Source organism: Sphaerimonospora cavernae, from assembly GCF_042435035.1.
In the GTDB taxonomy this organism is placed as follows: Bacteria; Actinomycetota; Actinomycetes; order Streptosporangiales; family Streptosporangiaceae; genus Sphaerimonospora; species Sphaerimonospora cavernae.
The window spans coordinates 62453-78975 of record NZ_JBHMQT010000005.1; the positions used below are offsets into that span (position 1 = coordinate 62453).

General features: G+C 71.1%; 16 protein-coding genes. 2 read left to right on the forward strand and 14 right to left on the reverse strand.

The genetic code is table 11. The annotated features are described in order from the left end of the window. Positions 1–5: 5 nt before the first annotated feature. The 4 genes from ACFHYQ_RS04235 to ACFHYQ_RS04250 are packed head-to-tail and all read right to left on the reverse strand — an operon-like array spanning position 6 to position 4723. Positions 6–2567, reverse strand: a complete 2562-nt coding sequence (locus tag ACFHYQ_RS04235) for a CHAT domain-containing protein (RefSeq protein WP_394299737.1) — start codon at positions 2565–2567, stop codon at positions 6–8. Then, complete coding sequence (locus tag ACFHYQ_RS04240; protein ID WP_394299738.1) at positions 2564–3061, reverse strand: hypothetical protein; 498 nt, start codon at positions 3059–3061, stop codon at positions 2564–2566. The genes ACFHYQ_RS04235 and ACFHYQ_RS04240 overlap by 4 nt, the downstream gene beginning before the upstream one ends. After that, positions 3045–3629 (reverse strand): RNA polymerase sigma factor, encoded by a 585-nt coding sequence (locus ACFHYQ_RS04245; RefSeq protein WP_394299739.1) that lies wholly within the window; start codon positions 3627–3629, stop codon positions 3045–3047. The genes ACFHYQ_RS04240 and ACFHYQ_RS04245 overlap by 17 nt, the downstream gene beginning before the upstream one ends. A 56-nt stretch (positions 3630–3685) precedes the next feature. After that, positions 3686–4723 carry a S8 family peptidase gene (locus ACFHYQ_RS04250; protein ID WP_394299740.1) on the reverse strand — a complete coding sequence of 346 codons (1038 nt, stop codon included), beginning with the start codon at positions 4721–4723 and terminating at the stop codon, positions 3686–3688. Positions 4724–4918: 195 nt separating this feature from the next. On the opposite strand from ACFHYQ_RS04250, the gene ACFHYQ_RS04255 reads away from it, so the two are divergent. Then, a complete protein-coding gene (locus ACFHYQ_RS04255; RefSeq protein ID WP_394299741.1) occupies positions 4919–5416 on the forward strand; it encodes a DUF3145 domain-containing protein in 498 nt (165 codons plus the stop codon). A gap of 109 nt (positions 5417–5525) precedes the next feature. Here the strand turns inward: ACFHYQ_RS04255 and ACFHYQ_RS04260 are convergent, their stop codons facing one another. The 9 genes from ACFHYQ_RS04260 to ACFHYQ_RS04300 form a co-directional block, all read right to left on the reverse strand. After that, positions 5526–6947, reverse strand: coding sequence for an acyl-CoA carboxylase subunit beta (locus ACFHYQ_RS04260; protein WP_394299742.1), 1422 nt, complete (start codon positions 6945–6947; stop codon positions 5526–5528). A 12-nt stretch (positions 6948–6959) separates the two neighbouring features. After that, positions 6960–8192: a beta-ketoacyl-ACP synthase II gene (gene fabF, locus ACFHYQ_RS04265; protein ID WP_394299743.1), complete on the reverse strand. Its 1233-nt coding sequence runs from the start codon at positions 8190–8192 to the stop codon at positions 6960–6962. A 61-nt stretch (positions 8193–8253) separates the two neighbouring features. Further along, a complete protein-coding gene (locus tag ACFHYQ_RS04270; RefSeq protein WP_055481378.1) occupies positions 8254–8493 on the reverse strand; it encodes an acyl carrier protein in 240 nt (79 codons plus the stop codon). A 132-nt stretch (positions 8494–8625) separates the two neighbouring features. Then, complete coding sequence (locus tag ACFHYQ_RS04275; RefSeq protein ID WP_394299744.1) at positions 8626–9582, reverse strand: beta-ketoacyl-ACP synthase III; 957 nt, start codon at positions 9580–9582, stop codon at positions 8626–8628. After that, a complete protein-coding gene (locus ACFHYQ_RS04280; RefSeq protein ID WP_394299745.1) occupies positions 9579–10475 on the reverse strand; it encodes an ACP S-malonyltransferase in 897 nt (298 codons plus the stop codon). Before ACFHYQ_RS04280 ends, ACFHYQ_RS04275 begins: the two co-directional genes overlap by 4 nt. A gap of 135 nt (positions 10476–10610) precedes the next feature. Next, a complete protein-coding gene (locus tag ACFHYQ_RS04285) occupies positions 10611–11783 on the reverse strand; it encodes a PucR family transcriptional regulator (protein WP_394299746.1) in 1173 nt (390 codons plus the stop codon). A gap of 111 nt (positions 11784–11894) precedes the next feature. Then, entirely contained in the window at positions 11895–12368 is a 474-nt protein-coding gene (locus ACFHYQ_RS04290; protein WP_394299747.1) for a DUF350 domain-containing protein, read from the reverse strand. A gap of 8 nt (positions 12369–12376) precedes the next feature. Next, positions 12377–13540, reverse strand: a complete 1164-nt coding sequence (locus ACFHYQ_RS04295; RefSeq protein ID WP_394299748.1) for a glutathionylspermidine synthase family protein — start codon at positions 13538–13540, stop codon at positions 12377–12379. Between the two features lie 3 nt (positions 13541–13543). Then, a complete protein-coding gene (locus tag ACFHYQ_RS04300; protein WP_394299749.1) occupies positions 13544–13876 on the reverse strand; it encodes a hypothetical protein in 333 nt (110 codons plus the stop codon). A gap of 268 nt (positions 13877–14144) precedes the next feature. Between ACFHYQ_RS04300 and ACFHYQ_RS04305 the strand changes: the two genes are divergently transcribed. Then, complete coding sequence (locus ACFHYQ_RS04305) at positions 14145–14603, forward strand: helix-turn-helix transcriptional regulator (RefSeq protein WP_394299750.1); 459 nt, start codon at positions 14145–14147, stop codon at positions 14601–14603. Between the two features lie 73 nt (positions 14604–14676). Here the strand turns inward: ACFHYQ_RS04305 and ACFHYQ_RS04310 are convergent, their stop codons facing one another. Beyond that, complete coding sequence (locus ACFHYQ_RS04310; protein ID WP_394299751.1) at positions 14677–16503, reverse strand: S1 family peptidase; 1827 nt, start codon at positions 16501–16503, stop codon at positions 14677–14679. Positions 16504–16523: the final 20 nt, after the last annotated feature.

Consider the following 16523-nt stretch of genomic DNA (forward strand, 5'->3'; position numbering starts at 1 on the left):
GACTGTCACCCGTACGGGTCGCCGAAGCAGACGAAGCCGCTGGCGGCGGTCTTGGCGGCCGCGGTGGCGAGGGCCTCGGCGGGGGAGCGGCCCTCGGCCAGCACGGCGTGGAAGACCGCCATGAGCGACAGGGCCTCGTCGTCCCGCACCGGTACCACCCCGGCGATCACGCAGGCGGCACCCCGGTCGAGGAAGGTCCCGGCCAGCCCGAGCGCCGCGCCGTCCACGGGGGCATGGGCCATTCCGGCGTCGCACGCGGACAGCACGACGAGCCGTGGCATCCGTTCGGCTCGCAGCAGGTCGTAGGCCATGAGCGGTCCGTCTTCCAGCGTGAGGCGGGACAGCATCGGGCTGCGCGGGGAGGACATGCCGTGGGCCGCGATGTGCAGCACGTCGGCGCGGTCGAGCGCGGCGAGCACCTCCTGCCGCGTGGCGCCGATCCGCTCGGCTTCTGGGTGGGTCATGACGACCATGCCGACCTCATCGCGGGCGTGCCGCAGCCCCGGTCCGGCAACCGCGAGGACCACCGGCCAGCCCACCTGTCCGGCCCCTGTCGGAGCCCGTTCCGATAGCGCCCAGGAAGTGGCGTCGGGGGCGACGGACACCGGTCGGCCGGCCAATGCGGGCAACAGCGGCCAGGGAAGCGTGTACAGCGCGCCCGTGGGCACGATCACCACTGGGCCGTCTTCGAGGCGGCCCGATCCGCAGGGCCACCCCAGATCGAACGGACCGAGCAGTTGTTCGCCGAGCGCGGCGAGCTCAGCGTCCATCATCTCCGGGGCGGCGCCCCCACCGCGGTCGACGAGATCTCGCAGGTTCCGCCGGCGCAGGCCGTACCGTATACGCACCGTCGCCTCGGCCGCCGCCCGGTAGGAGCCGAGCGGTCGGAGCAGGCACCGCACGCCGCCGGTGCGTGCCGGGGTGACGAGGACGCCCCACAGCTCGTCCCCGCTGCGCACCAGCTCGATCAGCGTGCCCGGCCCGTTTCCCGGGATGCCTCCCGCCGAGTTCCGGGAGTCGCAGGAGTTGCGGGGGTCGAAGGGGGCGGGGCGGACGCGGACGGGGGCCGGCCTGCCCCGCGCCAGTGCCCGCCGGCGCTCGGCCCAGTCCAGGACCATCCAGCCGTCCCCGGTCTCCAGCGCGAGCTCCAGGCCGAACGCGGCGAGGTCCTCGGCCGGACGGACGGTGTACGCCCTGAGCTCCGCGTTGCGCTCCGCCGGCGTGGCGGCGAGCGTTTCCACACCCTCACGGGCCGATTCGAGGGCGCTGGGCAGGTCTCCGTCCAGCCGCTGGATCATCGCCAGGGCGTGCTGCCTGACCAGCGGCCGGGTGAGGGTCTCGGCCAGGATTTCCAGCTGTGCTCGTGCGACGGTGCGATGCCCGGCCAGCAGGGCGGCGCGGGCGGTCGTGAGCCGCAGCTCGGCCGCGGCGCCCGGTCGGCCGTGCCCGTCCAGGTCTGCCGCACAGGACAGCAGGTGGGGCAGCAGGGCCGCGACTTCGGCGGCGCTCGGCGTCGGTGAGGTCTTGGCGAGCCGGGCACGCAACATCACCTCGGTGGCCGGCGGAGCCGAGGTCGCCCTGCCCTGCTCCAGCAGTTCCGTCAGCGCGGTCTGCGCCGTCGCCGCGGCCTGCCCGGCGTCGCCGGCGAGCAGTTGGGCCTGGGCGAGCAGCAGCCGCGCGTCGGGGATCGCCGCGTGGGCTCCGCCGGCCGCCAGATCGGGCAGTGCCTGTTCCAGCATCGCCCGGGCCTCTCCCGGCAGGCGGGCGGCCACCAGCGCCTCGGCGAAGTCCGCCCGCATCGCGGCCAGCCGCTCCGGATAGCCGGCCATGCCCGCCTCCGCCACCTCGTAGCTCGCGAAGGCGGTCGCGATGTCGCCGCGCCGGGCCGCCACGAACGGCAGGTTGCCCTCGGCGAGCATGGCGACGTGATCGAGACCGGCCGCCCGGGCCATCCTCGCGCACTCCGACAGGTCCGCCTCGGCCGCGCCGTACTCTTCCAGGTAGGTCCGGGCGACCCCGCGGTTGAGCAGGCCGCCGGCCTGGAACCGGGGGTCGTCGCCGAGGCGGTCGACGGCCCGGTCGCAGTGGCGTACCGCGTCCCGATGCCGGCCGAGCACGTTCAGCGCGACCGAGCGCTGCACGTCCAGCCGGGCCAGATCGGTGCCAGTGAGATGTCGTTCGGCCAGTTCGGCGAGGCGCAGGGCGCCTTCGGGGTCGCCGAGCTGTGTCCGGACGGCGACCAGGGACATCCTCGCCTGCGCCACCCGTAGCGGAAACCGGGATCCGGTCTCGACGGCCTCACGCAGCCTCTCATCGGCCAGGTGCAGGTCGCCGAGTTCGCGTGCGGCCAGGGCGGACGCACGCAGTGCGACGGAAAGCGCCTCGCCGTACGGCTCGCCCTCCCGACCGGCGGTTTCCATCCCGGCTCTGGCCTCGGCCAGTACGGCCCGGGCCCGGGCGAGCGCCAGGCGGGGATCGGCCCCCGACAGTCGCACGGCCGCCTCGGCCCGGGTGACGAGGACGGCGGGCGGTCGCGGGGTCGAGGGCGGGGTCGAGGGCGAGATCAAGGGCGCACGTGCAGCCAGCGGGTGAACACAGGCGGGTGGCCGGGCCGATGGCAGACCACGCTGATCCATCCGAGGGGCAGTCCGGTGACGACGAAGCGGCCGTCCTCGGCAGGCACGCGACCGGCGGTGATGTGCGGCGTCCGCACCTCGACCAGCGATTCGGTGCCGGGGGCGGGAGAGACCTGGCCGGCCACGTCCACCCGGCCGGCCATGACGACGGGCTCGACGTGGATCGTGAGGCCCGCGGCCGCGTAGCGGTGCGCCACGGGCTCGCCGTGCTCCTCGCGTGCCGCCGACCGGACGCCCGCTGCGGTGGCTTTCTCCATCGCGGTCGTCTCCGCGGCGGTCGTCTCCATTGGGGCGGCGGCGATCCCGCCGGGCAGGCGGAGCGCGAACGCGGCCCTCGCGTCGGCCGAGACGCGCCCGGGCACGGGGTCGGCTCCGGCTGCGATCCGCAGCGCGGCCAGCAGGTACTCGTCAGCGGGGGCTGTCATGGACGTTTTCCTCCAGCAGGGCTCTGAGCCGGGACACGCAGCGGGCGCGGGTGGGGCCGATGCTGCCCACGGGCAGGTCCAGGCGCAGGGCGATCTGGGTATATCGGGCGTCCGGATGGAGCGCGTAGAGGCGCAGTAGCGACCGGCACGGCTCACCGAGGATGTCGAGCCGTCGCCACACGTGTCGGCCGTAGTCGGCGTCGACCACCGCGGCGGCCGGGTCCGGCGCACCGAGGTCCGGGATGTCGTCGGGGATGTCGGAAACCGCGGATCCCGATCCTCTCCGGGACCGGCTCAGCCGGGCCGCCTCGTTCTTCGTCGTGGTGATGAGCCAGGATCCGATCCGATCGGGGTCCCGGATGGCGTCGAGACTTTCGACCAGTCGCAGCCAGGCACCCTGGACGGCGTCGGCCGCGTCGGCCGGGCCCAGCCCGAACGCACGGGCGACCGCCCACATCCGGCCGTCGAACCGCGCGACGAGATCGTCCCATGCGGCCTGGTCGAGAGGCGTCGGCCGCTCGAGACGGGTGGGGCCCAACGGCGGCCCGGGTGAGGTGTCATCCAACATGTCGATTACCGAGAGTTTCTGTAAAATTACTTTAAGTGATCGACACTCTATCGATCTCACGCGATGGCCACCCCGAGATCGGGGATTCGCCGGCCCTCGGAGAGCAGGCGCCGTACGGCCTGCGCGGGGGGTAGTTCGCGGCACAGCCGGGCGAGGGCTCCCACCACCGTGGCGCAGGCGAAAGAGCTGCCGCTCCAGGTGGCGTAACCGTGGAACGCCCCGAACTCGACGAAGCTGCTCGCCAGACCGACCCCCTGGGCGCAGGCGTCGACCCATGGGCCGTATGCCGAAAAGGACGCCCTGACGTCCCCGTCGAGCGCGCCCACGGCGACGACGCCGGGAAGGGCCGCCGGCCAGAACGGGCGAGAGTGCCCGGTGTTGCCGGCGCACGCCACCACGGCGGGAAAGCCGGCCAGCGCCTCGGCCAGCCCCAGCGGCGGCCGGTCGTCGAAGGTGTAACCCCCGAAGGACAGGTTGAGGACGCCGACGCGTTCGGCGCAGAGCCGGGCTAGCGCGCGCAGCAGCGCGGCCTCGTCGGCGACGCCGTCGCTGTCCAGGAGTCGCACGGCACGCAGCCGCACCCCGGGGTCGCGCCGCAGGATCAGCCCACAGACGAACGTGCCGTGCCCCGCCTGGGTGTCGAGGCCGCCGTCGCCGTCCGCGTCGGGGGTGTCGGCCGCGTCGTCCCGATACCAGGGCATCAGCCACGGATGGGGGACGACCCCGGTGTCCAGCACTGCGATCGTCACCCCGGAGGGCGGGCCCGGCTCGTACGGCACTGCCGGAGCGGGGGACGGCGCGCCGTGCGGGCCGCCGAAGTACAGCGGCTGCCCGGTGAGCACATGGTTGGGCGAGGCCGGATGGCCGCGGTCGCGCAGCGTGGTGACCAGGTCGAGCACGTCCACGCCGGGCGAGAGCCGGACATGATGGACTGTGCGCAGGTGCTGGGTCGGGCGGGTGTGCTGGGTCGGGTGGTGCACGGGGGAGACGGAGAGTGTCCATCGGGCGACCGCGGCAGGGGCGGTGGTGAGCAACTCGCCGGGCCGTATGAGGGCGGGCCTGTCCGGGAGAGACTCCACCAAGCGTGCGCGCATCACGACGCCCTTCCGATCTTTTATTTACGGACCGTATCTTTCCCGATGCAGTATGTTGCCATGCGTCAATCGGTATGACCCTGCTCTGGTGTCGCGTTACGACGGACGGTAGTCTCTCCTACTAGTCATGCAACCGTGATCATCCCTACATGAGGCCGTTGGGGAAGGCGCACCTCATGCGATTTGGGAGGTCCGGTGGCTGCTGCTCGTGGCGTCCTGTACGTCCACTCGGCTCAGCCTGCGCTGTGCCCGCACATCGAGTGGGCCGTCGCAGGCGTTCTTGGCGTACCCGTCGATCTGACGTGGACCCCTCAGCCCGCCGCGCCCGGGACCCTGCGGGCCCAGGCCGAGTGGGAGGGCCGTCCCGGTACGGCGGCGGCGGTCACGTCTTCTTTCATGGGCTGGCAGCGCATCCGCTTCGAGATCACTGAAGACGCCTCGCCCGGCGTCGACGGGTCCCGGCATGCCTACACGCCCACGCTGGGCGCGTTCACCGCCGTCGTGGGCGCGAACGGGGACATCCAGGTCCCCGAGGATCGGCTGCGCAATGTGATGCTGATGGCCGCGCAGGGCCGGGTCGTCCTGGAGGAGGAGCTCGACCGCCTCCTCGGCAAGCAGTGGGACGAGGAACTGGAGTCGTTCCGGTATGCGGGGGAGGGCGCGCCGGTCCGCTGGCTGCACGCCGCCGTCTGAGCCGCGGCCTTCCGGGCGCCGGCCCGTCTGTCACCGCGAACGCGAAAAGCGCCGGTCCCCGGGGACCGGCGCTTCTTCAGCGAATCTTCGGCGACTCGTGGGCGAACCGTCAGAGCGGGATGTTGCCGTGGGCGCCGCGGGCCGGCGTCGCCTGGGCGATGACCCTGGCGATCGCGCCGCGGGTCTTCGCCGGTTCGATCACCTCGTCGATGACCCCGAGGTCGACGGCTCTGTCGAGCCCGCCGGCGACCTTCTCGTGCTCCTCGGCCAGCCGGGCCTCGAGCGCCGAGCGTTCCTCCTCGGGGGCGGCCGCCAGCTCGCGCCGCTTGAGGATACGGACGGCCGCGACCGCGCCCATCACGGCCACCACCGTGGTCGGCCAGGCGAACACCCGGGTCGCGCCCAGCGACCGGGAGTTCATCGCGATGTAGGCGCCGCCGTACGCCTTGCGGGTCATCAGCGTCACCCTCGGCACCGAGGCCTCGGCGAACGCGTGCAGCAGCTTCGCGCCGCGCCGTACGATGCCGTCGTGTTCCTGGCCGACCCCGGGAAGGTAGCCGGGGACGTCGACCAGGACCACCAGCGGCACCCCGAAGGCGTCACACATCCGGACGAACCGGGCGGCCTTCTCCGCCGAGGCGGAGTCGAGGCAGCCGCCGAGGCGTAGCGGATTGTTGGCGATGACCCCGACCGTGCGGCCGCCGAGACGGCCCAGCGTGGTGACGATGTTCGGCGCCCACTTGGCATGGAGCTCCACACCGGGCTCGTCCAGCAGGCCGTTCACCAGCGGGTGCACGTCGTAGGCGCGGCGCGGGTTGTCGGGGAGCAGACTGCCGAAGTCGACCTCGTCGACGTCGCCGCGCATCCGGCCCTGGTGGCCGAGCAGGACGGCGAGCTGACGGGCCCTGAGCAGGGCCTCGCCCTCGTTCTTGGTGGCGATGTGGACGACGCCACTGCGCTTGCTGTGCGGCTCGGGCCCGCCGAGAGAGGCCATGTCGGTCTCCTCGCCGGTCACGCTGCGCACGACGTCAGGCCCGGTGACGAAGATGCGGCCGTTGTCGGCGAGGATCACGATGTCGGTCAGGGCCGGGCCGTAGGCGCCGCCGCCGGCCACCGGGCCGACCACGACGGAGATCTGCGGCACCACGCCGGAGGCCTTGGTCATGGCGGCGAACACCCGGCCCACCGCGTGCAGGGACTCCACGCCTTCGGCCAGGCGGGCGCCGCCCGAGTGCCAGACGCCGATGACGGGGACACGCTCGCGGACGGCGACGTCGTAGGCGTGGACGATGTGCTCGCAGCCCTCGCCGCCCATCGCGCCGCCCTGGACGCGGGCGTCGCTGCAGAACGCCACGACCGGCACGCCCTCGACGCGGCCGGTCACGGCCAGCACGCCGCTCTTGTCCTCAGGGGTGATCGGTCGGATCGAGCCCTCGTCGAGGAGATGCCCCAGGCGTACCCGAGGGTCCCTGGGATCGACGGCCTCCGCGTCGGAGGCGTCGTTCACCACCCGGTTGTCAAGCACGGTCATGTGAGACTCCTGTCACACAGTGGTGAAGGCCACGGCGACGTTGTGTCCGCCGAACCCGAACGAATTGTTGATCGCGGCGAGCTGGTCGCCGTCGAGCTTCCGGGGTTCGCCGCGCACGAGGTCGACCTCGATGCCGTCAGCGGGATCGTCGAGATTGGCGATGGCCGGCACGATCCGCTCGTGCAGCGCGAGAATGGTGAAGATCGACTCGATGCCGCCCGCGCCGCCGAGGAGGTGGCCGGTCATCGACTTGGTCGCGGTGACGATCGCGTGGCCCCCGATGGCCGCCTTGATCGCGCGCGCCTCGATCTCGTCGCCGAGCGGGGTCGAGGTGGCGTGGGCGTTGACGTGGACGATGTCCGATGGGCTCAGGCCGGCGTCGCCGATGGCCCGCAGCATGGCCTGCCGGCCGCCCGAGCCCTCCGGATCGATGCCGGTGATGTGGTAGGCGTCGCTGGAGTAGCCGACACCGGCCGCGACGGCGTAGATCCGGGCGCCGCGCGCCCGGGCGTGCTCCTCCGACTCCAGGACCACGATGCCGGCGCCCTCGCCGAGCACGAAACCGTCACGGCCCTTGTCGAATGGGCGAGAGGCCCGTTCAGGCTCGTCGTTGCGCGTCGACATGGCGCGCGCCGCAGCGAACGACGCCACGTTGAGGCCGTGGATCGCCGCCTCGGTGCCGCCCGCCACCACCATGTCGGCCCGGCCGGATCGGATCATGTCGATGCCGTAGCCGATGCACTCAGCGCCGGTCGCGCAGGCGCTGACCGCGGCGTGCGCCCCGGCCTTGGCGCCCAACTCGATGCTGATCCAGCCGGCGGAGCCGTTCGGCATGAGCATGGGCACGGTGAAGGGCGAGACCCGGTTCCAGCCCCTCGACCGGTAGAGGTCATAGGCGGACAGGATCGTCCCGATGCCGCCGATGCCGCTGCCGACCGCCACGCCGAGACGCTCGCCGTCGATCTCGGGAGTGCCCGCGTCCTGCCAGGCCTGCCTGGCGGCGATCAGGGCGAACTGCTCGGCGCGGTCGAGCCTCCTGGCCTCGGGCCGGGGGATCACCTCGCCGGGGTCGACGGCCGCCACGCCGGCGAACTTCACCGGTACGGTGTCGACCCAGTCCTCGGTGAGCGTCCGGATGCCCGACCGCCCGTCGAGGAGCGCCGACCAGGTGGATGCGACATCTCCACCGAGGGGCGTCGTCGCGCCGAGCCCGGTGACGACGACACGTACCCGGTCCTTACTCACTTGTCCGCACTCCTCTTGGTTGTTCTCAGTGACCCGCAGTGGTCCGGGAACCCAGGGCCGCTCAGGCCTGGATGAAGTTGATGACGTCCTTCACGGTCTTGAGGTGCTTGAGCTGGTCGTCGGGAATCTCGACGCCGAACTCGTCCTGCGCGGCGACGGCGATCTCGACCATGGAAAGCGAGTCGATGTCAAGGTCGTCCACGAAGCTCTTCTCTGGGGTGACCTCCGCGGCCGGGACACCGGTGATCTCATTGACGATCTTGCCGAGGCCGGCGAGGATCTCCTGCTCGGTCATAGCCATGTCGCGACTTCTCCTTGGTTTCTCTGATTTACCAATGCTCCGGATCATTCATCCGGCCTTGTGCGGTAAGCCGTACAAGTGTGGGTAGTGCCCCGTGGATTCCCCGTCATGGCGAACACCCACGGACGCGAACTAGGGGATCTCGATCACCTGAGAGGCGTAGGTGAGACCGGCACCGAAGCCGAGCAGCAGCGCGAGGCCGCCCGAGGGCACCTCACCGCGCTCGATCATCCGCGACAGCGCGAGCGGGATCGACGCGGCCGAGGTGTTGCCGGCGAGGACGATGTCCCGGGCGATGACCGCGTTGACCGCGCCGATCCTGCGGGCGATCGCCTCGATGATCCGCAGGTTCGCCTGATGCGGGACGAAGGCCGTCAACTCGGCGGGGTCGACACCGGCCCGCTCGCACGCCAGGGCGGCCACCGGGTGAAGCGCGGTGGTGGCCCAGCGGAACACGGATTGGCCCTCCTGATACAGGAAGGAGTTCCGGTTCTCGATGGCGATCACGTCGGCCTTGTCGCCGGCGCTGCCCCACACGACGGGCCCGATGCCGGGCGTGTCGGACGGGCCGACGACGGCGGCGCCCGCACCGTCGGCGAAGATGACGGCGGTGGCCCGGTCGTCCCAGTCGATCCACTGGCTGAGCTTCTCGGAGCCGACGACCAGCACGTGCGTCGCCGAACCGGCCCGGACGGCGTCACTGGCCGCGGCCAGCGCGTAGCAGAACCCGGCGCATGCCGCGTTCACGTCGAACGCGCCGGGGGCCTGGATGCCGAGCCGGTGGGCGACCCGGCCCGCCGCGTTGGGGATCGGCGCCTCCATCGTGCACGTGGCCACGATGACCAGGTCGATGTCGGCGCTGGACAGGCCGCTCGCGGCCAGGGCCTTGCCGCCCGCCTGGACAGCGATATCGATCTCCGACTCGTGCGGCCCCGCGATGCGGCGTTCCTGGATGCCGACGCGGCTTCGGATCCACTCGTCGTTCGTGTCCATCCGCTTGGACAGGTCGTCGTTGGTCACGACCTCGGCGGGCTGGTAGCCGCCGAACGCGAGCACCTTCGCGCCCGGAGAGCCTTGGCTGAGCCTCACTTGAGCACCTCTCGGGCGGTTTCCAGATGGTCCGGGGTCTTCAGGGCCACGGTCTTCACGCCGGGCAGGCCACGCCGGGCCAGGCCGGTCAGCGTGCCACCGGGCAGCAGTTCGACCATCGCGGTCACGCCGCGCTCGGCCATGGTCGCCATGCAGGCGTCCCACCGTACCGGGTTGGCGACCTGACCGACGAGCCGGTCGACGAACTCGGCGCCCGTGGCGACGGCCACGCCGTCCGCGTTGGACAGCACCGTGATCTCCGGGTCGCGGGGTGTGAGGCCGGCGGCCTCGTCCCGCAGATGGTCGACGGCCGGGGCCATGTGCACGGTGTGGAAGGCCCCCGCGACCGACAGCGGGCGCAGGCGCGCCCCGGGCGGCGGCGCCGCTTTGAAGGCCTCGATCTGTTCCAGTGTGCCGCCCGCCACGATCTGGCCGGCGCCGTTGATGTTCGCGGGGGTGAGCCCCTGCGCGTCGATCGCGGCGAGGACCTCGTCCTCGGTCCCGCCCAGCACCGCGAGCATCCCGGTCTCGGTCACCGAGGCGGCCTTGGCCATCGCCCGGCCGCGCTCCCGCACCAGCCCGAGGGCCTCCTCCGGGGTCAGCACTCCGGCGATCGCCGCCGCGGCCAGCTCTCCCACGCTGTGTCCGGCGACGAGGTCGGGCCGCATGCCCAGCGCCTCGTAGGACGCCAGGGCGGACGCCACCAGCAGGGGCTGCGCGACGGCCGTGTCCCGGATCTCGTCGGTGTCGGCGGTCGTCCCGTACGCGACGAGGTCGAGCTCCACTATGTCGGACCAGGCGGACAGCCGGTCGCGGAATCCGGGAAGTTCGAGCCACGGAGTCAGGAAACCTGGGGTCTGGGCGCCTTGGCCCGGAGCGACGATGACGAGCACGAGTCCACCCTGCCCTGTAGGAGTTCGCCACACTGATGGTGATCCGAACGAACTTTGCCGCTGAGAGTTTGTGTGGTCCCTACAGTTTTGGTGTCGCCGAGGTTACGGCAGCCCGGAAGGACTCGCGGACACTCGTTAGCCGACCGACAGGCGGCCGAGGATGAGCCCCACCTGGAGGGTGAACGCCGAGCGTCCCTCGGTGGGCTGGTACCCGGTGAGTTCGGTGATCTTCCGTAGCCGGTATCTGACCGTGTTGGGGTGAACGAACAGCAGCCGCGCGGTGGCCTCGAGAGAGGTCCCCTGCTCCAGGTAGGTGGCCAGCGTGTCGAGCAGCGGCGTCCCGGCGAGCGGCTTGTAGACGTTCTCCACGAGCTGGGCCCTCGCGTCGTCGTCCCCGTCCAGGGCCCGCTCGGCCAGCAGGTCCTCGGCGAGCACCGGCCGCGGCGCGTCCGGCCAGGCCGAGGCGGCCCGCAGACCCGCGATGGCGGCGCGGGCCGAGCTGGCCGCCGCGTGCAGATCGGGGACCTCGGGGCCGATGACGATCGGTCCGGGTCCGAAGCGCGGCACGACGAGCCGGGCGGCGTCCTTGATGCTGTCGGCTCCTCCCACGATCACGATCAGCCGGTCGCCCTGCACACCGGCGAGCAACTCGTGCCCGACGCGGCGGCCCTTGTCGCGCAGCCCGTCGATGATGCTCTGCGGGTCATCGTCGGAGGTGTGGCCCGCGAAGACCACGACGGGCGCGGACGTCCAGCCGAGCGCCGCCGCCCACGAGTGCAGGCCGTCGTCGACCTGGCCGCGGACGAGCGCGTCCACGATGAGCGCCTCCAGCCGGGCGTCCCAGGATCCCCGCGCCTCGGCCTCTCTGGCGTACACCTGGGCGGCGGCGAACGCCACGTCCCGGGTGTAGCGGAGCATCGCGTTGCGGAGCAGGTCCGCGCCACCGGGCGCGGCCAGATCGTCCACCTGTGCCTCCACCACCTCGACCACGATGCGGACCAGGTCGACGGTCTGCTGGAGCGACACGCTGCGCTTGAGCTCCCGCGGGGCGGTTCCGAAGAACTCGATGCTCGGCGTCGGCCGCCCCGCGCCGGCGTGCCCGAACCACTCCACGAACGCCGCTATGCCCGCCTGGGCGACCAGGCCGACCCATGACCTGTCCTCCGCGGACAGTGCGCGATACCAGGCGAGCCGCTCCTCCATGCGGGTCATCGCCGCTGTGCCAAGGCTGCCCATCGCGCGATCCAGCCGCCGCGCCGTGTCCTCCCGGATCTTGTCGCCGATCCGATCTGTGCCCCGCTCACTCACGCCCTCTAGCGTGCCAGGTCATCGTTATGGTCGCGCTTTCCGCACCGCGCTTTCCCGAATGTGCGTCCCCGCGGCGCGGCATGGCCTCCGTACGGCTGAGCCGTACGGAGGTCAGATGACCGCGACGGCGGTGATGAGGCCGATCACGAAACGGGTGACCGACAGCAGGATCGCCGCGGGCTGCAGGGTGGGCTCGCGGACGAGCTCTCGGACGGAGAACCCGGTGACCTTGTCGAAGGCGAACATGCAGAGCGTCTGCGCGGCGATGCCGACCAGGCCGAACACCAGCGTGACGAGCAGTCCCTCGCGCAACACCCCGCCGGAGGACCAGATGGACGCCGCGACGATGAGGCCGACGCCCGCCACGCCCGAGGCGGCGACCACGGTCGCGTTCGGATTGCGGTCGGTGCGGATCACCTTGCTGAGCCGCCCGGGTGTGGCGAGGTCGACCACGTAGAACCCGGCGACGAGCAGCAGCACTCCCAAGATCGCATAAGCCATGATCGCCAGTGCGCCGTTGCCGAGCACCTCGGCGAGGGTGAGGGTGTCAGCGGTGTTCATGCCGGTGTTCATGCCGGTGTTCACAGGGACCTTCAATCGTGGATTCGGTGGGGGACGAACGAGGAGGTGTCGTCGGTGATGAGACCGGAGGTCTCGCGGATGCCGAGCCCGGCGGACTCGTCGCCGACCATCCAGGCGCCGAGCACCGGATGCCAGCCGTCGAAGTCGGGGAGCGGGGCGAACTCCTGGTGGACGTAGCCCTCCGCGCCGTACCCGCCCTCGGTGCTCACCTCGACACCGGGCGCGACGATGCGCATGGACGCCCCCTCGCGGCCGAGCAGCGGCTTGCTGATGTAGCCGGGACCGTCGGCCAACTCGCGCGGGCCGTCGAGGTAGGCGGGAAGCAGGTTCGGATGCCCCGGATACAGCTCCCACAGGATCGCCAGCAACGCCTTGTTGGACAGCAGCATCTTCCACAGGGGTTCGATCCAGGCCATCGACACCTGCTGGGCGAGGGCGTGCCGCCCGAACGGCTCGGCGACGATCCACTCCCACGGATACAACTTGCACAGCGTCCTGACGACCCGCTGCTCCATGTCCACGAAGCGCCGGTTGAGCACGTCCCAGCCGATGTCCTCCATCGCGACGGCGACCGTGGCCAGACCGGACTGCTCCGCGGTCTCCTGCAGGTATCCGATCGTCATCGCCTCCTCACCCGTCTCGTCGGCGCTGGTCCAGCCGAAATGGACCGGGCCGGTCGGCAGCGTGAACGACTTCCAGTGGTCGATCAGCCGCTCGTGCAGGGAGTTCCACTGGTCGCCGCCGGGATGGACGTCCTGCAGCCAGAACCACTGCACGACCGAGCTCTCGACCAGGCTCGTCGGGGTGTCGGCGTTGTACTCCAGCAGCTTGACCGGGCCGGTCCCGTCGTAGTGCAGATCGAACCTTCCGTACATGTGCGGGTCGCGCCGCCGCCACGACTCGGCGACGGCCGTACGGCAGGCCGGCGAGATGGCGAGGTCGGCGAAGCGGTTCTCGGCCACGATGTGGTCGGCCGCCGTCAGGCACATCCGGTGCAGCTCCTCGACCTGGGCCTCCAGCCCCAGCACCTCGTCCATCGTGAACACGTAGTGGACGCTCTCGTCCCAGTACGGCCTGGCCAGGCCCTCCGGGTGGGCGGAGTGGTGGAAGGCGAGTCCCTGCGACTCCACGATGGCGGGCCAGCCTTCGCGAGGCTGAGACATCTCCCTGCGCATCCGTCAGCTCCCGCCGCCGGAGTGGAAGCCGAACCCGCCGCGCTGGATCACCCGGCCGGACCTGCTCGTGATCCGCGAGTCGGGCGGCCGGGCCGTGGTGCCGCTCCGGACCCGGTCTCCGACGCGGTTCCCGCCGTAATACCAGCGGTAGGCGCCGTGTGACCCATGGTAGTGACTGTCGTCATCGCAATAGTCGTCGTCGACGACTGCGTAGGACCCGTCCGGCTGGGTGTTGGACATGTCGACGCAGTCGGCGTCGACCTCCTCGCTTTCCTGCGCCGCGCAGAACCCGACGACCAGGACCGAGAGCACCCCCAGAGCGCCCAGCTTGACCACGGTGGACGACTTCGGGCCCTGTCTCGGTGCCGGTGCCGGTGCCGGTGCCGGTGCCGGTGGCGACGGGGTGCGCTGTGGGTCAGCCATCGGGGGGTCAGCCATCGGGGGGTCAGCCATCGGGCTCCTGATGTCGAGTTCGGGCAAGGGTGCAGCCGACAGTCCGATCGACGATGTCCGGCTAAAGGTTACCTTGCGGTGATGACGGTGTGTCGGGTGAGTTAGGGGATGTAGGGATTTCATCCCTGGAGCTTCGGCGTAGTTTCGAATCATGGAACGCCGTGACGCGCTGGTGGAGGAGATCCGGAACGGCGGACGCCTGTCCGCCCGGCAGCTGGCGTTCCGGCTCGGGGTCAGCAAGAGCACCATCCTGCGCGACGTGGCGAAGCTCCAAGAGGCGGGCGTGCCCATCCGGCTCGGCCGGGCCGGGTATGCGCTGGACGGACCCGAGGCGGTGCGGCGGGAGATCGACCGCGCGCTGCTCGACCGGCGGGTGCTGCGGATCGAGTACCGGGGCCCCGATGGCGCCTCGACCTCCAGGGACGTCGAGCCGAGCATCTGCCTGGGGGGCCGGGGCGGTCGCTGGTACCTGGTCGCCTGGTGTCGGCTGCGCGACGACGTACGGGTCTTCCGGCTCGATCGGATCGTGTCGGCCGCCATCACCGACGAGCGCCACCCGGAGCCGGAACAGGGCCCCCTGGAGATGCTCGCCGGGATCGCGGAAGGCTGACGGTCAGGCCGGGCCCATGTCGACGGGCCGGTGTCGACGGGCCGGTGTCGACAGGGCGATGTCGACAGGAGTGTCACGCACCCGGCGGGCGCTCCTCCAGCCGGCGGCGCAGTTCGGCGATCTCCTGTTCGAGCGCCGCCACCGACGGGGGCTGAGCCCCGACGGGCTGAGCCCCTGGCTGCGGATTGACGGGCTGCGGATAGCCGGCCTGCGAGTTGAGCGGCTGGGGATTGAGCGGCTGCGGGTAGCCGGGCTGGGGCATCGTGGGAGATGCCTGCGGGTTCCCCGGCTGCGGATTGACGGGCTGGAAACCGGTCTCCACGTGCTGGGGCTGCTGCGGTTGCTGCTGCGATCCCTGGGTGGTCTGCTGCTGCCACGCCTGGTTCCCCTGCTGCCAGTCCTGGGCGGGAGCGTTCGTCTGCTGCCAGCCCTGAGCGGTCGCCTGCGAGGGTGCCTGGACGGCTGCCGCCTGCGGCCCGGACTTGCGGCGACGTAGCATCAGCACCGCCACCACGACGCCCGCGACCACGACGAGACCGCCCGCGCCGATCGCGATCCACACCCAAAGCGGCTGCGGGGTCTCGTCCTTGCCCGACGAGATGGCCTGCTGGGAGTCGGTGATGTACTTCGCGACGTACGGGTGGTTCGGGTGCAGCGCCTGGACCTCGCGGAACTTGGGCAGCGCGTTCTTGTAGTGCCGCAGGAAGAAGTCGTTCAGCGCCTCGTCGTACTTGGTGGTGGTCAGTGACTGCGCCGGCTTGATGTTCTTCTCGTTCAGCTTCTCCTTGATGATCGAGACCGGCAGCACGAAGCTCTCGCTCTCCGACGCCTCACCGCCCTCGCTGACGGTCCCGGCGATCAGCATGCCGATCACCTTGCCGTCCTTGCCGAACACCGGCCCGCCCGAGTTGCCGTGGTACGACGGCGCCTGCGTCTGGATGTACGGCACGCCCTCCTGCGTGGTCCGCTTCGCGTTGTACGGACCCTCGGTCAGCGCGGGCTCGAGCTTGGACTCGAGGCTGAAGAACGGGGTGTTCGTCACCAGGCCGGGGAACCCGCTGATGTAGAGCGTGCTGCCGGTCTGGACGTCGGAGTCGTCGCCGAGCGGGACCGTCGGAAGGTTCTGCTGGCCGTTGACCTTGAGCAGTGCGAAGTCCTTGCCCGGGTAGTTCTCGCCCACCGACACCAACTCGGCCGGGACCGGCTTGGCCGTCTTGTCCACGCCGCCGCCCGGCAGGCTCTGCACCACCGAAAGGCTCTTGTTCAGGCCCCGGATCCGCAGGTGGCCGCTGTTGAAGTTCACGTACACCTGCTGGGCGAGCTGGATCAGCTCGGTGTCCGCCTCGATGCCGCGCAGCCCCTTGATGATCTCTTTGGCGTCCTGCTTGTTGAGCTTTGCCAGGGCCTGCTGGGCGAACACTTCGGTGAGCTCCTGGTCGCTCATCTGGACGCAGTGCGCGCCGGTGACCATGTAGCCGTCCGGGGTCACCCACCAGCCGGTGCACAGTCCGCCGACCTCGGCCTTGACCTTGCGTTCCGGGCCGGTCGGCTTGAGGTAGCGGTCGACGTCGGCGGCCATCCGCTGGAACAGGTACTTGGCGATGCTCCGCTCGTCGGAGGAGATCTTGCCGTCGAGCACGGCCGCGGTCGCCTGCTGGACGAGCTCGTTGAACGGCCCCTCCTTGATCGTGCCGGTCGGGACGACGACCTGGCCCGCGTAGGTCAGGCTGGTGAGCTGTACGGCCGGATGGGTGCGCGCGGCCAGGCGGGTTCCGACGGAGACGTCGTCGCCGGGTTCGGCCGACGCGGGGGAGGCGGGAGACGCGGCGAGTGCCGCCAAGGCGACCGCGGCGGCGGTCAGCGTCCCGCGTATGCGGTATTTCCTAAATCTTCCATTCACGTACGCAATAGTGCGCTTGC

What these genes read in the sequence shown, in the direction of transcription:
- ACFHYQ_RS04305 (WP_394299750.1), top strand. Translation starts at nt 14,145, where the DNA reads ATGGAACGCCGTGACGCGCTGGTGGAGGAGATCCGGAACGGCGGACGC.
- ACFHYQ_RS04295 (WP_394299748.1), bottom strand. Translation starts at nt 13,540, where the DNA reads ATGCGCAGGGAGATGTCTCAGCCTCGCGAAGGCTGGCCCGCCATCGTG.
- ACFHYQ_RS04250 (WP_394299740.1), bottom strand. Translation starts at nt 4,723, where the DNA reads ATGCGCGCACGCTTGGTGGAGTCTCTCCCGGACAGGCCCGCCCTCATA.
- ACFHYQ_RS04270 (WP_055481378.1), bottom strand. Translation starts at nt 8,493, where the DNA reads ATGGCTATGACCGAGCAGGAGATCCTCGCCGGCCTCGGCAAGATCGTC.
- ACFHYQ_RS04245 (WP_394299739.1), bottom strand. Translation starts at nt 3,629, where the DNA reads ATGTTGGATGACACCTCACCCGGGCCGCCGTTGGGCCCCACCCGTCTC.
- ACFHYQ_RS04240 (WP_394299738.1), bottom strand. Translation starts at nt 3,061, where the DNA reads ATGACAGCCCCCGCTGACGAGTACCTGCTGGCCGCGCTGCGGATCGCA.
- ACFHYQ_RS04260 (WP_394299742.1), bottom strand. Translation starts at nt 6,947, where the DNA reads ATGACCGTGCTTGACAACCGGGTGGTGAACGACGCCTCCGACGCGGAG.